This window comes from Rhizobium sp. BK313, assembly GCF_014193655.1.
In the GTDB taxonomy this organism is placed as follows: Bacteria; Pseudomonadota; Alphaproteobacteria; order Rhizobiales; family Rhizobiaceae; genus Rhizobium.
In genome coordinates, this window is record NZ_JACHZQ010000001.1 from 1,944,525 (window position 1) to 1,961,979 (window position 17,455).

The 17,455-nt window shown below is 57.6% G+C and carries 12 protein-coding genes; 8 read left to right on the top strand and 4 right to left on the bottom strand.

Features of this window, described 5'->3' with window-relative positions:
• Nucleotides 1-337 precede the first annotated feature (337 nt).
• Nucleotides 338-1,516, bottom strand: a complete 1,179-nt coding sequence (locus tag FHT86_RS09315) for a polysaccharide biosynthesis/export family protein (RefSeq protein ID WP_133707117.1) — start codon at nucleotides 1,514-1,516, stop codon at nucleotides 338-340.
• 666 nt (nucleotides 1,517-2,182) lie between these two features.
• Between FHT86_RS09315 and FHT86_RS09320 the strand changes: the two genes are divergently transcribed.
• The 7 genes from FHT86_RS09320 to FHT86_RS09350 all read left to right on the top strand — a co-directional run bounded on the left by FHT86_RS09320 (nucleotide 2,183) and on the right by FHT86_RS09350 (nucleotide 10,876).
• Entirely contained in the window at nucleotides 2,183-3,043 is an 861-nt protein-coding gene (locus tag FHT86_RS09320) for a class I SAM-dependent methyltransferase (protein ID WP_246779413.1), read from the top strand.
• Between the two features lie 141 nt (nucleotides 3,044-3,184).
• Nucleotides 3,185-4,270 (top strand): hypothetical protein, encoded by a 1,086-nt coding sequence (locus FHT86_RS09325; RefSeq protein WP_133706529.1) that lies wholly within the window; start codon nucleotides 3,185-3,187, stop codon nucleotides 4,268-4,270.
• Nucleotides 4,251-5,546: a capsule biosynthesis protein gene (locus FHT86_RS09330; RefSeq protein WP_133706530.1), complete on the top strand. Its 1,296-nt coding sequence runs from the start codon at nucleotides 4,251-4,253 to the stop codon at nucleotides 5,544-5,546. The genes FHT86_RS09325 and FHT86_RS09330 overlap by 20 nt, the downstream gene beginning before the upstream one ends.
• A gap of 14 nt (nucleotides 5,547-5,560) precedes the next feature.
• Nucleotides 5,561-6,214 carry an ABC transporter ATP-binding protein gene (locus FHT86_RS09335; protein WP_133706531.1) on the top strand — a complete coding sequence of 218 codons (654 nt, stop codon included), beginning with the start codon at nucleotides 5,561-5,563 and terminating at the stop codon, nucleotides 6,212-6,214.
• A 29-nt stretch (nucleotides 6,215-6,243) separates the two neighbouring features.
• Complete coding sequence (locus FHT86_RS09340; protein WP_133706532.1) at nucleotides 6,244-7,509, top strand: capsule biosynthesis protein; 1,266 nt, start codon at nucleotides 6,244-6,246, stop codon at nucleotides 7,507-7,509.
• Nucleotides 7,506-8,636 carry a hypothetical protein gene (locus tag FHT86_RS09345; RefSeq protein ID WP_312862265.1) on the top strand — a complete coding sequence of 377 codons (1,131 nt, stop codon included), beginning with the start codon at nucleotides 7,506-7,508 and terminating at the stop codon, nucleotides 8,634-8,636. The genes FHT86_RS09340 and FHT86_RS09345 overlap by 4 nt, the downstream gene beginning before the upstream one ends.
• A gap of 53 nt (nucleotides 8,637-8,689) precedes the next feature.
• Nucleotides 8,690-10,876 carry a glycosyltransferase family 2 protein gene (locus FHT86_RS09350; protein WP_183868564.1) on the top strand — a complete coding sequence of 729 codons (2,187 nt, stop codon included), beginning with the start codon at nucleotides 8,690-8,692 and terminating at the stop codon, nucleotides 10,874-10,876.
• Nucleotides 10,877-10,937: 61 nt separating this feature from the next.
• Here the strand turns inward: FHT86_RS09350 and FHT86_RS09355 are convergent, their stop codons facing one another.
• The 3 genes from FHT86_RS09355 to FHT86_RS09365 all read right to left on the bottom strand — a co-directional run bounded on the left by FHT86_RS09355 (nucleotide 10,938) and on the right by FHT86_RS09365 (nucleotide 16,152).
• Entirely contained in the window at nucleotides 10,938-11,333 is a 396-nt protein-coding gene (locus FHT86_RS09355; RefSeq protein WP_133706534.1) for a cupin domain-containing protein, read from the bottom strand.
• Nucleotides 11,334-11,451: 118 nt separating this feature from the next.
• On the bottom strand, nucleotides 11,452-14,913 hold the full coding sequence (locus tag FHT86_RS09360; protein WP_133706535.1) for a YhaN family protein: 3,462 nt from the start codon (nucleotides 14,911-14,913) through the stop codon (nucleotides 11,452-11,454).
• Between the two features lie 3 nt (nucleotides 14,914-14,916).
• Nucleotides 14,917-16,152 (bottom strand): exonuclease SbcCD subunit D, encoded by a 1,236-nt coding sequence (locus FHT86_RS09365; RefSeq protein WP_133706536.1) that lies wholly within the window; start codon nucleotides 16,150-16,152, stop codon nucleotides 14,917-14,919.
• A 219-nt stretch (nucleotides 16,153-16,371) separates the two neighbouring features.
• On the opposite strand from FHT86_RS09365, the gene FHT86_RS09370 reads away from it, so the two are divergent.
• Nucleotides 16,372-17,358 (top strand): aldo/keto reductase, encoded by a 987-nt coding sequence (locus FHT86_RS09370; RefSeq protein ID WP_133706537.1) that lies wholly within the window; start codon nucleotides 16,372-16,374, stop codon nucleotides 17,356-17,358.
• Nucleotides 17,359-17,455: the final 97 nt, after the last annotated feature.

A 17,455-nucleotide genomic window follows, 5' to 3' on the forward strand; every position in this document is an offset into this window, starting at 1 on the left:
TCTCGGCGTCATTTAAAAATTGCGTAGGATGAAAGTAGCCATATTTGCTTATCAACTGTTCACACCACAATTATCTGCGGTTGTCACCTGCAAAAAGCCGGGTGCAGAACACCATATTTAACAAAGAACGCCAATGTGACCCGAAGCGGATAGTCTCGATGGACTACAACCCTTTATAGAAAACCCGTTACAGGAATCTCAAAACCGCGACACAGCCCTGCCAGCTCTCGGCATTCTCAGTTGATCCGCAAAATTCCAGTCTTTCGACGATACGATTATGCTGACACCGGCATTGGAACTCCCAGCAAAGCGTACAATTCCGCGCGCCTCGCCAACATCATTGCCCCAGATTGACCGCCGTCGCAGCACCCTGAGAGGCTATATTGAGGGGCGTACCGACAAGCGTCAGGAATTTCCGAATGTCGACTGAGGGATGACGCGATACATAGATGACGTCGCGGCTCTTGACGGGGAACGTCTGGCCGACGATGAGACTGTCGGGATGCGACATGTCGAATTTATAGACGATCGGATAGCGTCCCTTGGAATCCGGCGACATTCCCTTGCGCACGAGCTCTTGAAAGCGAGCGGCGCCGAGCAGGCTCTGAACGATTTCCGGTTCTTCGTAACGGAACAGGAAAAATCCTTGTGCGTTGGCCGCTTCATCGATCGCGCCATGGCCCAAAGCGACGGCCTCCAACAGATTCAGATCATTGGCCCCGAACTCGAGACGGCCATCACCCTTGATGGCACCAAGCAGGCTAAAGGTCCTGGGATCACGTACGAGGAAGATCTGGTCGCCAGGCTGGACATAAATATCTTCGGTAGGATGCTCGATGATCGACTTTAGAAGAGCCGTTCCGGTCCTGTTGCCCCGAACCAACGTTACATATGTTTCATAAGGCTGGGTGACCGGTCCACCCGCCTTGGCGATTACCTGCGTGATCTTTTCGCCGGTCAAATCCAGAGGAACCAGCGAGGGACGGCCGACAGCGCCGGAAACGGTCACGGTGCGCGATGCCGTTCCGGTGCTCGTTACGATAACATCGGGCTCCACCGCCTTGGTGGCCAGCGCTGCCAAAATCGCTTGACGGGCCTGCTCCAGCGTCTTGCCCGCAAATTTGACTGTACCAGCATAGGGGATCGCCGCAGTCCCATCCGGCTGAACAACAATATCCAGCGACACCTGCTTCGACTGAGCCGTCGAGAACAAGCCGTCGGCGCCTGCCTCAAAGATGGTCACTTTCAACGAATCGCCGACACCGATAACAACCCGTCCGACAGAGCCGCCTATTCCGAACCGACGATTGAGTGCGCTGGAAACATAGTCGGAGACAAGACGCGCTGTACGACTGTCTATGTCGACAACATCGAAAACGGCTGCATTCTTGCGCCCAAGTTCGGCGCCCGATTGCCCAGCGTCATCATCTATCGCGCCGGCCAGAGGCCCTTCGCTCGAGACGGAATTACACCCCGCCAGAACTACGCAAACTAGTACCGCCGCTCCTACGCGAATCAATTGAATAACCTCAAAAATTAATATCGGCTGCCGTGATCGAGTCGGTCAGACCAGCGCATTATTCATAAAATCCGTCGGCGCCTTGAAAAGCATAATGGGAGCCCCTCAACAAGCCGATTCAGTACAAACGCCGTCAAAAAAATTCGTGTGCGATCTTATGACCATACTTCTCAACTTACGTAACGGCCGTTCGGCCACCTGTGATATAGGCCGGAAACGCAAATAACGCAATTTATGCCAGCGTTTTCTGAACAATTTAAATTAATATTCACTGAATGATAAAGGAATCCGTTAAGTAATGACTTTAAGCGAAATCTAAAATCTTCCATGTCGGAAACTCACGAAAAAACGGATCCGAGCGCCTCTTCCTTTTTATGAGGGCGCCCTTGCCTATCACAGCCTTGGGCTCTAAACCGTGACTAACGCATGGGCGGGCGTATAAAACAACCCAGGATTAGCACAGCGTCGGATTCATCCTTTGCGGGATTGCCATGAGAGCAAGGAAAATTGGAACAAGTCTTTGGGATGGCCGCAAGGCCCCGAAAAAGATTGTGACGCGGATTGTGCCGACCAAGGAAGATGCTGCGATAGTTTGGAAAACGGCGACCGAAGTTCGGCCTGTTATACCGGCTTAGAGGCGCCTCGAAACTGGACAAAATACCGATGGAAATGAAGGTGCTGTCAATGCTCGGTTTTGCGAAGCGATCCAAGAAAAGGACGCCAGGGAATTCTCTGGAGGCGATATTTGACCAATACGAGCAAGGCAAGCCTGATCATCAGAATGCGATTGACGCCCTTCCCGGCTGGAATAGCGCCTTTCCCGCCGCCCTTAATTTGAATGCCGGAAAACATCATCTTTATGCGGATGACCGAATAGATTGGGCCCTGCGATCGTTTGGCTCGATTGAGGGGAAGAAGATCCTGGAAGTCGGACCGCTGGAAGGGATGCATACCTATATGCTGCACCGCGAGCGTCCGGCGCGAATCGACGCTATCGAGGCAAATCGGCTTTGTTTCCTGCGATGTCTGGTGACAAGGCAGATTCTCGATATCAGCACCGCTTCGTTTCTGTTGGGCGATATTCAGGCGTGGCTCACCGGGCACGACGAAGTTTATGATTTTGCTGTCGCTTCGGGCGTCCTCTATCATATGGCCGATCCCGGAGAATTTTTGAGACTGTTGGCCAGCCGCGCAAATGCCGTCTTTATCTGGACGCATTTTTTTCTCGAAGAGGCGATGCCAGCGGGTGACGTGCGCCGCAATCCTTTCAGCGGAAAGGTCGAAACGAAGATTATCGAGGGCATTCCGGTACGCTATTACGAACGCAGCTACCAGCACGCCAACTCGAACGCGTCCTTCTGTGGTGGTATGAAGGATCGGCATTTCTGGATGCATAGAGACGACATATTGACGCTATTGGAGAAGCTTGGATACGGCGACATCGTAGTCAAGGATCAGAACTTCGGCCATCCCGGCGGACCGTGCTTTTCTCTCTTGGCGCGCAAAACGCATGCGGCTCCGTAACAGAGACATGCATGCCCAAGCTCAACACCGAGAGTATTTTGGATAATCTTGACGTGTTTGAAGGCACATATAGCAATTTGACGGTTTTTGAAGGCCGGTGCTCCTTCCGTGCCGATAGGGTTGAGACGCCGGAGGGCATCCGTGCTGTTTAATCTCGAATATGATCGGGGTACGGTTCTGGAAGGCTATCTCATTCCGGACGGCTTTTCCGATTTGCCGCATATCAGGATATCCGATGCGGACGGCGAGCTGATGGTCTTGCCCTGCGATCAAATCAAGCAGGCGGTTGTCGACTCGGGTCGACACGAGAACGGGCGGGTCGGTTTCAAATTGGACACGACGATCATTCCGGGTATTGCCGAGCGAAGCACGCTGATGATCCACGACGCCAAGTCGGGATTGTTGATCTATCGGCGACCACAGGTGTCGCAACCGGTTCCGCTGAAGATCTTGCGGCTGGAAACACAGCTCCTGCCCATGGCCAAATTCGACCACCACTGCGGCCGCCATTTCCAATATGAGCTGTCGTCCGTAGAGCGCTTCGGCCACGAAACCGCTCTCCAGGCCTTTCATCTCAACGCCATCCAATCGATCTATATCAGTGGGCGGCTGCTGCTGCGGAATTATGAGGAGTTTCTCGACAAGGGATTCAAGGCCATCGTTCTGCTCGCGGATCCTTATTACGAATTGGCCCTGCGCATATTTCTTTTGAAACGAATGGCAAAAACCCAGATCTCCTTCTTTGGCGACCGAGATAAGATCATCCTGGCGCCAGCGGCCGAACACTTCGCTGAAGTCAACCTCGAAAGTGAGGCATCCCTCAAATCGGCGCTCAAGAAAGCACCACAGAATGTCAGAAACGTTCTGGTGTCCCCCGTTACCCGCCAGCTGGTCGCGACCACCCCGGAACAACTCGTCGCGCGCAGCGACGTCGCTGCGGCGATCGACCTACTCTCACGTTTCACCATCGTCGGGCATGATGCCGACAGCCTTCATTTTCAGGACGCGATTGGTGAGCTATTCGGCATTTCCATAAACGATCTTCCGCTGCTCTCCCGACACACCGCTCTGGAGGACGTTGCGACAAGATTGCGCTCGTTGCATATTGCCGAACTGATGCTCGAGGAAGACCTTATTTTTGATCATTATGTGCGTGAGGCGATGAAACCAACCGCGCCGGAATTGCGGAAAACGAGTGCAAGCCGACATGCCCAAAATAGCCATTGAAGAGACGATCGATCACCAATATTCGCCGGTGAAACCGGCGCGGCACATCCTGCCGTCGTTGTTTCGGCGAAGGGTACCCGAGCGGCGCCAGCAGAATGATCTCGAAGACATCGAGTATATACCGGCGCCTGGTATCCAGGATCCCATACCACAATCCGGCGGCAAGCCGCCGCTTCGGCTCCTCAGTTTTTTATTCATCGTTATCCTGCCGTTTCTGGCGAGTTTGATCTATTTCGTCTTCATTGCTTCGGATCAGTACGTTGCCGAATCCCGCTTCGCCGTCCGTGCTCTCACCAGCTCAGACGACAAGGGCGACGGTAGCGGCGGATCCGACAATAGCGGCGGCGGGGCGGCAGGCCTCCTCAGCATGCGTTCTGCATCGCAGGATGCTTACGTCGTCACGAGCTTCATTCACTCCACAGAGATCCTCAAACGGATCGGCGAGAAAATCGACTATCGATCCATGTTCGCGCGGCAGGATGCGGATTTTCTATCTCGCTTCCGCTCCTCGGATTCCGATGAGGACTTTCTGGACTATTGGGAAAACCACGTCACTGCCTACATCGATGTGTCTTCCGGCATCATCACCTTGAAGGTGCGCGCATTCGCGCCCGACGATTCCGTAAAGCTCTCCAACGCCATCATCCAAGAGAGCGAATCGCTGATCAACGAGCTCTCGCAACGCGCACGCAACGACATCGTGCAGAGCATGCAGGCGGATCTTGAGAAAAGCGGGAAAGCCTATAACGACACCTTGATCGCGCTCAATCAATTTCAGCATCAATCCGGGCTTCTTAGTCCGGAGACTCAAGCCAAGGACAGCAGCACACTGCTGACGGGACTCCTTGCGCAGAAGCTCGAATTTGAAACGCGCCTTTTTGTGATGAAGCAGTCACATGCCGAGGGCTCTCCGACCTATCAGCAACTGACCCTTGCCCTGCAAAGCCTTGACGCTCAGATCGACAAGAAGAAAGCGGAGCTGACCGGACCGGAAAATGCAAGTCTTGCCAAGGCGCTGCTGGAATACTCCAAGCTCGACACAAATCGGATGATTGCGGAGAAGCTCTATGAGGCCTCCCAGAGGAACTACGACACTGTGCTTGCCGAAGCGCTTCGCAAGTCGCTTTACCTGGCCGTTTTCGTAAATCCGGCGCTTCCGGACGAAGCCGTCTTTCCTCACCGGATCACCACACCACTGATCATTTTGCTTGGCTTGGCCGTTCTCTGGACAACCCTTTCGTTGATCTGGGCGTCCGTGCAGGATCATCAGATATAAGTGGGTAATGCGCGATGATCCGCTTCAAAAACGTATCGAAACACTTCAAGACCCAAAATAGCAAAAAGGTGATCTTGGATCGCGTGAGCTGCGAATTCATGTCTGGCTATTCCTATGGCCTACTCGGCGTGAACGGCGCTGGAAAGTCCACGACGATGCGGATGATTGCTGGCACGATGCTGGCAAATTCAGGCAGGATCACCAAAGACGTTCGCGTGTCCTGGCCGTTGGGCCTCGCCAGCGGCTTCAATCCCTATATGACTGGCCGCGCGAATCTTCATTTTGTCGCCCGCGCCTATGGCGAAGATGTCAGGCGAGTCTCCCGTTTTGTCGAAGAGTTCGCGGAACTTGGCGACTATATCAATGCACCGGTGCGCACCTATTCTTCCGGCATGGGGGCACGATTGGCCTTCGGGCTTTCCATGGCGATCGAATTCGACTGCTATCTGGTCGATGAAGTTTTGGCCGTGGGCGACGCTCGGTTCCAGGAACGCTGTCGCGTTGCATTTGAGAGCCGGCGGAAATATTCCGACATCATTATGATCTCGCACAGTATGAGCATGATCAAAAAGCATTGCGATAAGGGAATGGTGCTCGTCGACGGCAGACTTATGATTTTCGACAAGGTCGAACAGGCTATCGAAGCGTACTACAGATTGAACAGATAAGATGCGACGGATTGTCAACAAGGTCCAATATGGCTCACGATACCGGAAAGACGTCTGAAACTGTTCAGCTCAGTGCGATCCAGCACAGCCGCGATGTCGCCGCAAAACTGTCGGTGACTGCGCGCAAATTGCGCTTTTCGACATCGAAGCGAAGTCAGATCTTCAAGGTAGTCGGATTACGTCCGCGCCCGCTGGAACAAATTCTCGGCAGGATGATATTGGCTTGTACGGTATTGCTTCTTGTTATTCCGAACGCCGCTTCGATCTATTACTTTACACGCGTTGCTTCGAATCAATACCAGTCGGAAACGCGCTTTACCGTCCGGTCATCGACCCCGGCACTGGGGAAGGACCAATTGGCCAAGGTAACCGGCCTGCCTTCAGCGCAAATTGTTCAAAATACGCAGATCGTTACCAATTTCATCACCAGCAAGGACATGGTGGCTGCTCTTCAGGCCAAGGTCGATTTCCAAAAGCTTTACGGAAACCCGGCGATCGACCCGCTGGCGAGGCTAAAACAGGATGCGACGTCGGAAAAGATGCTCGACTATTGGGAAGATATGGTCTCCGTCAAAACCGACGCGAACAGCGGTATCGTGACGGTCAAGGCCCGTGCCTTTTCGGCCGGCGATGCACAGAAGGTATTGCAAGAGGTTGTTGCTGCTGCCGAAGCCGTGGTCAACGACGTCAATAACCGCATCTGGCGCGATGTCATCGCCACCGCTCAAACCAATTTGGAGAATGCAAAGAATCAACTGCAGAAAACACGGGAGCAGCTTCAGCTTGCCCGCAATCAAACCGGCGTCCTCAGCGTCGAGGGATCATCGGCAATCCTCACGGGTTTGATCACGAACGTTCAGACGGACAGAGTCAACCTTCAGCAGAAATACGATGCGCAGCTTGGAACAGTATCGCCCAATGCGCCACAGATGAAGGTTCTGAAGCGCGAAATCGACAGCAAGCAAAAGCAACTGGACGATCTGAACAGCCAGGTGGCAGGGCAGAATAAATCCGAGCAGAACCTTGCCGACGTATCGGTCGATATGTCTCAGCGAGAGTTGGAGCAAAGCCTGGCCGAACAGCAATTCGCTGCGAGCATGAGGACGCTGGAGCAAGTGCAGTTTGTCAGCAAACAACAGCTCCTTTATCTCGACACGTTTCTTGCGCCGGACCTGCCGGATGAAGCTCAATATCCTAAACGCGCGCTCTGGATCGGTGGCGTTTTGGGGGCGACCTTAGTGATTTGGGGCATCGTTGTCGGGCTGCTGACAACGGTGCGAAATCGTCTAGGGTGATCACGCTCGGTCGATCATCCATGCAAAGTCTGCGCGACATCGTCTACGGATTGATACCCAGGCCGCAGCCTTCAGCGACATCTCTTGACAGTATGGGGGGCACTGCAAAACGACTTCTCATCCTATCGCGATACCCTAATCCCAGTGCCAGCTATTATCTGGATGAGCGAACCAAAGCCCTTGCCAATATTCCGATCGTCGTGAAGGGGCTCGACGACAGATTGGATGACGTCGATGCTGAAGGGCTTTTTGTCATCATCTGCCGCTATATCAAGGAGCCACAATTGCGCTGGCTGGAGGACAGGCGTGACCGCCTGGCGGGGGTAGCGTATTTCGTTGACGACGATATCCCCGCCGTCGTCACAGGCGACGAAGCGAGTTGGCCTTATAAATTCAGGCTGCTCAATTTTGCAGTCCGGCCGCTCCCGCGCCTCAACCGATTACTGACTCACCTATGGGCATCGACGGAGGCCCTCGCGGGCACACTCGCGAATGCGGGCCACACGGTGGAGATCCTTGCGCCGATGCCTGCGTGGCCGGCACGGAAATCAGCTGAGATCACCGGGCGAACGGCTGCGTCACTGAAGATGGTCTATCATGCGACCGGTATTCACCGCCATGAGCATGAGTTCCTGATGCCGATCGTCAGCTCGGCAATGCGCAAGCACGGGAATTTGCATTTCGAGGTTTTTGCCGATGGCAATCTTGCGCGCCGATGGAAGCGCCAGGACATTGAGCCAGGCAGAATGACGATAACCCCGCAGTTGCCGTGGTCGTCCTACCTCGCGAGGACCACAGATCATGGCGCCGACATTGCCTTGGCGCCGCTCTTGGCGGGAAGGACCAATGATAGCCGGGCGGACACCAAGCGGATCGATATAAGCCGCATGGGGGCCGCAGCCATATTTTCCCGCTGCACGACTTTTGCACGTTGTGCCGTCGCCGGAGAGTTTCACATTGCAAACACAATGGAGGAATGGCTGATGGCAATCGATCAGCTTGTGGAGGATGGAGACCGGCGAATTATCGCGCGCAATGCCACATTACAGTCCATAGAAAAAATGCGCCAAAGCGCGACGCTGGCATTTCCAGGCATACGTTTCGATGAACTTGGTGATATGGCTTGATGGCCAGCCATGGAGGCGCTATCCGCTGCTGGGATTTGGATATTAAGAAATCAATGACACTTAAGATTTTACCAAACGACGATCTTGAACAAGAGATTTCTCCCAATACGAATTCCAATCTTTGGAAATCCCTTGGCGACGATCCTGCCTTCGAAATTCGATTCGCACCCGTCAGAAAAAAGCTAGTCGTCATTCATATAGCCGGCACCGATGAAGCCATCGACCCGAAGTTCTACGTCAATCGCGGTCGCGGCTTCCGGGAAAAGGATGCGGTCGCGTTGCCGGCAGGGCGTCGCTTCATAGTCACAGCCGACGTGGGTGCCGTCGGCACCATCTGCTCGCTGCGCGCCGACCCGGCAAGTTTCCCAACCACGTTCAGCTTCGATGTTGCGGCATTTTCGTCGGCCAAATCAGCCGAGAAGCATATTTCAGCTCTACTCAGTGCGCATGGGCAAGCCGAACGGATCGATCTCGGCAAACTGGCGCAATACTGGACGAAGATACCGAAGCTGCCCTTCGGAAAGCGTTCGCCGGGCACGGCGATTCAATATGCGGAGGCGAGCTATCGGCTTGCCTCCGATCTCATTGCACTACCTGTTTCCTCGACGCAGGGACTGTGGCTGAGCGTTGTCGTTCCGGTCTACAACGCGCCGTCTCGGTATCTCGACGATCTCGTAAGATCCTTCGAAGCACAAAACGAAGAGGGTACGGAGCTCATTCTGAGCGATGACGGATCGACCTCGCCGGAAACACGGCGATGGTATGAGACGCAAAGATCGAAAGACAATGTCCGTTTCGTTCTGAACGAGAAGAACGGCGGCATAGCGGCCGCCACCAATGCCGGACTTTTGCACGCGCGCGGTCTCTGGGTCGCTTTCCTGGACCATGACGACGTGATCGCCCCTCATGCCTTCAAAGTCGTGCGACACACGTTCGAGCAGAATCCGAATGCGAACTTCCTATACACGGACGAACTGGTTGTCGACGATACGCTGAAGCCCACGGGTCTGATGTTGAAACCTGCCTATGACACCGTTCTTCTGACAGGCGTCAACTACATCAACCATTTCTCCATCTATCGCCGCAGCCGGCTTCAGGAGATCGGCCATCTCCGCACCGGATTTGACGGCTCTCAGGACTACGACCTCCTGCTGCGCTATCTGGAAGGATTGCCCGACAATACCATCCTTCACCTGCCCTACCCTGCCTATTGGTGGCGGCGCAATGGCCGCACCTATTCGCGAAAATTCATGGATGCTGCGACCACCAACGCCAGAAAAGCGCTTGTCGAACGATTTGAGCGCCAACAGCAGTCCATTCGCGTCGAGGGGGCATTGACGAATACTTTGCATCGCGTGGTGTTCGAGCGTCCGGAGAATTCATGGCCGAAGATCTCCATCATTATTCCCAGCAAGGATAGTCTCGACCTGATTTCCAGGGTGCTGAAGGATATCTTCGAGCGAACGGACTATGCCAATTTCGAGGTGCTTGTCATCGACAACGGTTCTTCGGACAAAACCGTTCTGGATCTCTACGAGCACTACCGCAAAAAGCATCCGCAGTTTTCAGCCTCGATCACGCCGGAGCCCTTCAATTTCTCCCGGTCGATCAATCGCGGTCTGCGCGCCGCCAAGGGCGAGCATTATCTGATCCTCAACAACGACGTCGAAATTGTCGATCCAGGCTGGCTGAAGGAGATGGTGGCCTGTCTCGCCTACGAGGGGACTGGCATCGTCGGCGCCAAGCTCCTCTATCCGAACGACAAGATCCAGCATGCCGGCGTCATCGTCGGCTTCGGTGGGCTGGCGGGTCATTGGTACATGAACAAGCCCAAGGAATTCGGCGGTCCGATGAACAGGCTACATGTCCGCAACTCGATGACCTGCGTGACAGGTGCGGTGATGCTGATTTCCGGCGACTGCGCCGAAGCAATCGGGACGTTCGATGAAGAGAATTTCGCCGTCGCCTATAATGACGTCGACTATTGCCTGCGCGCCCACAAGGCCGGTTTTCGCATCATATGGACGCCGTTTGCCTGCCTCTACCACCATGAATCGGTTTCAAGGGGATCGGACAAATCGGGGGAGCGGAAAAAGCGATTCGAACGAGAGAAAGACAATTTGCGCCGGCTGCACGGCACCCAGACCTTTGCGGACCGGGCGATCAATCCAGCGTACAGCCGGGACAAATCTGACCCGAAGATTTTGCCAGGGACGAAGCTGCATATCCCGTCGATGTAAGGTCTCAGCGCCCGTCACGGGCTGAAGGAACCGCCGTGTTTGCAAACCGATCGAGCCGCCTTTATCCGCGATACTGCTCCTCGGTTACATATTCCATCCAGTCGGCGGCCTTGCCGTCCTGCATTTCCTGAATGGCGATGTGCGTCAATGCGCTATCCGGCCCCGCGCCGTGCCAGTGTTTTTCGCCCGGCGCAAACCAGAGGACGTCGCCGGCGTTGATTTCCCGGATTTCACCGCCCCAACTCTGCGCAAGGCCTTTGCCGGATGTCACCACCAGCGTTTGGCCAAAGGGATGCGTATGCCAGGCCGTGCGGGCGGCTGGGTCGAAGCTGACATTGACGACCTGGACGCGAGCCGGTGCCGGCGCCTGCATCAATGGTTCCTGGTGTACGATGCCGGTGAAATATTCGGCCGGCGCCTTGAGCGAAGGGCGCGATCCATTAGGCTTGATCTCCACGGCGTTTCTCCTGATTTTGCCGATATGGCGGCGTCTTGCCGCACCTCGTTCTCTGCCGCCAGCCTATGTCATTCAATGACGTCATCCAAGCGACAACGCCGATGATTTGCCTGACGCTTTACAGTTGGATCAGATCCAGATCCTTGCCGATCTCCCGTTTGGCAATCTCTACCAGGCTCATTTCATGGGTGAAGAGAATGGTCTGGAAACGCTCCGCCGTGCCGGCGAGCGCCTTGAGGCCAGCGCTGACACGATCATCGTCGAAAGTCTGGAAGATATCGTCGACGATCAACGGCGCGGGCTCGTTGCGGGACGAATAATCTTCGAGGAAAGCGAGCCGCAAGGCGAGATAAAGCTGATCGCCAGTGCCCTCGCTCAAGCCCTCCAGTGGCACACGCTCGCCGCCCGAACGCTCCGCCAGCAATTGCAAAATGTCCTTTTCGTCGTGCTCCTCGACCAGTCGCGTGAAGCGGTGGCCGGTCAGCAGCGAGAACAAATCCCCTGCCCGCGTGATGACCGGATCGGCCTGCTGCGCGCGATAGGCGTCCATCGAGCTTGCCAACATCCGTGCCGCGAGTTTCAGCACCACCCATTGCCGCGCCAGATCCTTGGCCTCCTGCTCGGCGGAGAGTTTTTCGAAGACGGCATGTTCGGCGCTGACCCCGGTCTCCAGCGCACGCCGCTGGCGCTGGTTTTCCGCAAGGCGCGCCATGAGTTCACCATGCGCAGTGAATTGCCGGAGATCTTCGGCGGTCAACCGTTCGATCTCCAGTTCCGCGGCGACGCGCTCGAAGCCGGCGAGCTGGGCGCGAGTTTCGTCCTCGTTGTCGCCGTCGGCCTGTTGGCGGAAACGGTTTCGACTTTCCATCAACCGCGTATTCAGCCGGGCACGCTCGCGCAGGCGCGACAGCAATGCCAGCAGATCGACATTCTCGGGCAGATCGGCCGTTAGACGGGCAAGATCGGCCATCACCATCGCAAACGCCTCGCCACAGCGGATAGCCTGCGCCTCCCCTTGCTGACGCTCCTCGTCGAGCCGGTCGCGCTTCTTCTGTTCAGCGCGCATCGCATTGACGCGGGCGTGCAGCGCCTCGGCCGCGGCGTCCGGCGGCAGGTGGTCGAGTTCATAGCCGGCGCTTGCGGCAAGCGTTGCGAGACGCCGCTCGAAATCGGCCATGTCGCGGCGCATGCCGCTGACGCGGCGCTGGCGGTTGTCGTGCTCCGCCAGAACATCCGGCAGCTCGGTCCATGCCTTCAAAGCGGCGGCCGCCATCTCCAGTGTCGCATCTGCGGGAAGACCGAACGGCAGGATTGCCTTGCCGAAGGTATCGCGCCAAGCGGCCTGCCGACGCTCGATATCCTGCTGCTGCTCGCCAAGACGTGTCAGCCGGTCGCGTGCCGAGACGATCTCGCCCTCGCGTGTGCGACTCTCACTCCAATACCCCGAAAGCAGACGGAGATGTTTTCGTAGCCCCTCCGCTATCGCACTCGGTGGCAGCCGGCCGCTTCTGTAGCCGGTGGCGTCGGCGATATCCTTCAGGGCCGGTGAGACACGCGCTTCAGCAAGGGCAGCTTCATCCCGCTCGTCCAGCAGATCGCGCAGAGCGCGGCGCTCCCGGAACAGTGCTTCGACCGCGCGTCGCCACTCCAGCATGGCCGCAGGATCGAGGGCGGTGACACCGCAGGGCTCGAATAGAGCCGCAAAGATCGCAAGTGCCTTTGCCAATGTTTCTTCGCACTGTCGCAGTCGCTTTGCCGCAGCCTCGCGCTCCCTTTGCAGCCGCGCCTGACGCAACCGATTGTCCGCGTGGCGCGAAACACGGTCCGCGTCACTCAATGCCGCATCGGCCAAGCGATCCGCTTCGACAAGGCTTGTCGTGAAGGTGGCAATTGTTTTGCCATCTGGGGCTGGGCCACCATCCGCAAACCCATCGCGGATCGATTGCCATAGGACATCACGAGCGTCGCGCACGTCGGCGATCTGTTCACGCGTGACGATCGGGCCGGTGCGCTCGGCATCCTCCAGCGCCTGCTCGATCTCGGCCAACTGCTCATCATGGACGCGCGCCTTGTCGGACGCCTCGCGCAGACTGCCACGGATGGCGTCGATCGTTTCGCGATGCGCGGCGATCTCGGCGCCATCCGGCAGCGGCGCGGCAAAGAGCCCTTCGATATCGGCAACCGGTGGGCGCAAGCGACCGGCGGCCTCCTGAAGGTCCGTTTTGATGCGGCGAATATGTGTCTCCAGCGCATCGAGACGGGCAAGAGTGGAGAGATCGCCGGACAATGCCTCCAATTGGTCGATATAGGACCGGGGATCGATCAGGCGGCCCGCGAGACTGTCTTTCTCCAGCGCCGCCAGTTGTCTGCGCTCGCTGTCCACTTGCTCTGCGATCCCCTGGCCCTGGAGGAGCAAACGCCTGCCTCCTTCGACCAGTTCGGAGAGGCGGGCGCGGTCGGCATCGCTCGGCTGCCGCTTGTCCACCTGCGCGACGTCGGCAAAGCCAAGCCGGCGGGCGAGTTGGGCAAGCACCGTGTCGTAACCTGCCAACTCCTGATCGACGCGCGGCAGATCATGTCGCTGGCTGCGGTAGTTGCCGGTATCGGCAAAGAGCTGCGTGATATCGTCCGATATCTGCAGCAGATTTTCGTCTATCTCAATCGACGACAGCTCTTCGCCGGTACGCTTGGCCAGCTGCTGGGCACGGCGCAGCTCGTCCTCGGCAGAGCGCTTGTCGTTGAGACTCTGCTCCAGCCGATCCGCAAAACCATCCGGTATCACGGCAAGATCGGCGAGGCGATCAAGTGCCGCCATCTCGCCATCGATTTCGGTTAACAGCGGCTGCAGCGTCTTTAACCTCTGCGATCGGTCGAGCGCCTGTCGCGTCTGATGGCGCTGGTCCTGCAGGCGCTCAAGCTCGGCTTCGAGCTCCGCGGATTCCGCCAGCAGCTTTTTCCAGTCGCCGGATTTGAGCTCATTGTCGCGTTCGGTCTTGCGAGCCTCGTCGTGGCGGTCCAGCGCCCGGTAAAAACCGCGATCCTTCGACCGCCGCTGGGCGAAGATGCCGTCCGCTTCACCCTCAAGAGACTGCCGCAGACGTGAGAGGCCCGTGAGGCCGGAGGCGGCGGAAAACAACAGGCTGCCGATCTCTCCGCCGCTGTGCAGCATGGCCGTCGCCCCTTGCCGCAATCGGAGAGAATCGAGACCGAAAGCGCGCTCGAAAACGTCGCGGCTCAAATTGCCAAGGAACGGCGCCAAGGCATCTTCGGCAAGCGGCGTCTCCTTATCGTCAGGAGCTAGCAAAGTGTTCTTGCGCCCGCGACGACGGCGAAAAGCGAGTGTCGCACCATCACAAGTGCTGATCGCCGCGCCGACACGCAAGCTTGTCGGCTCATGCAGAAAGCTTTGTTCGGCCGCAACGGGAAAGCCGAAAAGGAGATCGGAAATGGCGCTGAGCGCCGAGGACTTGCCGGCCTCGTTCGGCCCGTAGATGACATGCAGCTTCGCGCCGGCGCGAAAATCGAGCGTGCGGTCGGTCAGCGCCCCGTAGCGGAGAATGTCGAGCCGATTGAAGCGCATCGGTCAGCCTGCCCCCTGCCCGCGCGCCAGCAGCAATTGCCGCGCCTCCTCGATCAACATCTCGACGCTGTCATCCAGCGGCAGGGCCGCCGCACCCAGGCCGGACGGTAAGCGTATCGCGATCTCACCGACAAGCCTGTTCGCTTCCGCCACAATATCCGCATCGCCGACATGTTCGGCCAGCAATTGCCCGAGATCGAGTGTGCCGTTGGCCTCCACCGCACGCGCGACAGGTGGATCCAGCCGCAGCTCCAGCTTCTCCAGCCAGATATCCTCGTGCACGCGATGGCAGGCGGCCTCGACTTCGTCGCGCCATTGCTGGCGGTTGGCCGCAATGGCGCCCTGCAGCGGCGTGATACCCGACAGCCGGACGCGTAGCGCCATCATGCGCCCCGCCATATCATCGGCAAGCGGCTGCACTGCCAGCTCGACGCGGCGTAGGATCGCTGCCTGATCATCCTCGGGGTCGACGGATATATCGACCTGCCCAAACCGCGCCTCGTCGACGATCAGGCGTTCATGGCTGATACGACCCTCCTCAACGGTGACCAGAACAGCGCCCTTGGCCCCGCGCTCGCGGATGCTGCGGCCCTGCAGATTGCCCGGAAAGATCACCAGCGGGTCGCTCGCCACCACCTCATAGTCGTGCACATGGCCGAGCGCCCAATAGTCGTAGCCGCGCGACCGCAAGTCATCGACCGAGCACGGCGCATAGGGCGCGTGCGGCTCGCGGCCGGTGAGCGATGTGTGGAGGATGCCGATGTTGAACCAGCCGGACACTGGGGCGGGATAAGCCAGCGCCAGATTGTCATTGGCCGAGCGCTCGGCAAAGCCTTGCCCGTGCAGCGCTACTTGCAGTGCCTCCAGCTTCACCGAGCCGGGCTTATTCGTTGGGAATTCGTGGACATTGGAAGGCAGCGTGATGGTCTTGGTGATGACGCTGGCGGCGTCGTGATTACCGCGCAGCAGATAGACCGGAATGCCTGCCCGCTCCAACCGTGCCATTTCCCGATTGAAGAACAGGCCGATTTTGTTGTCCTTCCAATCACCGTCATAGACATCGCCGGCGATCAGGAAGAAATCGACCTGTTTCTCGATCGCCAGCCCGACCAGTGTCGAAAAAGCCTTGCGGCTGGCCTCCACGAAAACGGAGGCGACGGCAGCATCCTTCAACGCCAGCCCCTGGAAGGGACTGCCGAGATGCAGGTCGGCGGCATGGATGAAGCTGAAAGAGGGCATAAGCTCCGGTCATCGTCAGATATCTGGCACCCTCTTTTAGGGAAATACGAGTTCAATGAATACCTTGTGGCATCGGTCATCCAACGCTTTCGTCTATTGCCGGCTGCTGTCATACTCCTATGTCACGCAATTGCGATCTTGGAGCTTCGCCATAGGCTTGTCCGCGCTGTGGGCGGCTGGTAGTGCCTTGGCGATTTCATCACGAACGGAGACATTTTCATGAGACACCATGCTTTCGGCCGCACGCCCTTTATCGTTACGGATGTCGGCTTCGGAGCCTGGCAGATCGGCGGCGCCTGGGGCGATGTTAGCGAGGCAGACGGCCGCGCTGCATTGAATGCCGCTCTTGACGCCGGCATGACCTTCATCGACACGGCTGACGTCTATGGCGACGGCCGCTCGGAAAAAATCATCGCCGATGTGCTGAAGGCGCGCGGCGGCACGCGTCCCATGGTCGCGACCAAGGCCGGCCGCCGACTGAACCCGCATGTCGCCGACGGCTACAACAAGGCCAATCTCGAAGGTTTTATCGACCGCAGCCTGAAAAACCTCGGAGTCGACAGCCTGGATCTGGTGCAACTGCATTGCCCGCCGACGGAGGTGCTCTACCGCCCGGAAGTCTTTGCTGGCCTCGACGAATTGCAGAAGGCCGGAAAGATCAAGGGATACGGTGTCAGTGTCTCGAATGTCGAGGAGGCATTGAAGGCGATTGAATATCCCGGCGTGCTCAGCATCCAGATCATCTACAACATCTTCCGCCAGCGTCCTGACCATCTGTTCTTCAAGGAGGCCAAGCGCAGACAAGTTGCGGTCATCGCGCGCGTGCCGCTCGCTTCCGGCCTGCTTTCCGGCAAGATCACCCGCGACACTCAGTTCGCCAGCGACGATCATCGCAACTTCAACCGCCACGGCGAAGCCTTCGATGTCGGCGAGACCTTTGCCGGCGTGCCCTTCGACGTCGGCCTGCAGGCGGTCGAAGAAGTCCGCAAGCTGGTCCCCGCAGGCGCCAGCATGGCGGCCTTCGCGCTGCGCTGGATCCTGATGAATGAAGCGGTCACGGTCGTCATCCCCGGCGCCCGCAATGCCGAGCAGGCCAAGGCCAATGCCGCCGCCGCCGACCTCGCGCCACTTTCGGTCGATGTCATGTCGGCAACGCGCGAGATCTACGAGCGCCTGATCGCCCCGCACGTTCATCATCGCTGGTAACGGCACGAGTTTCTCGGAAAACAGGTGGCCGGGCACGGACCCGGCCATGATTTGTCAGGCCTCGGCCGGCACTCGAAAACTACGCGCGGCAGCTGTC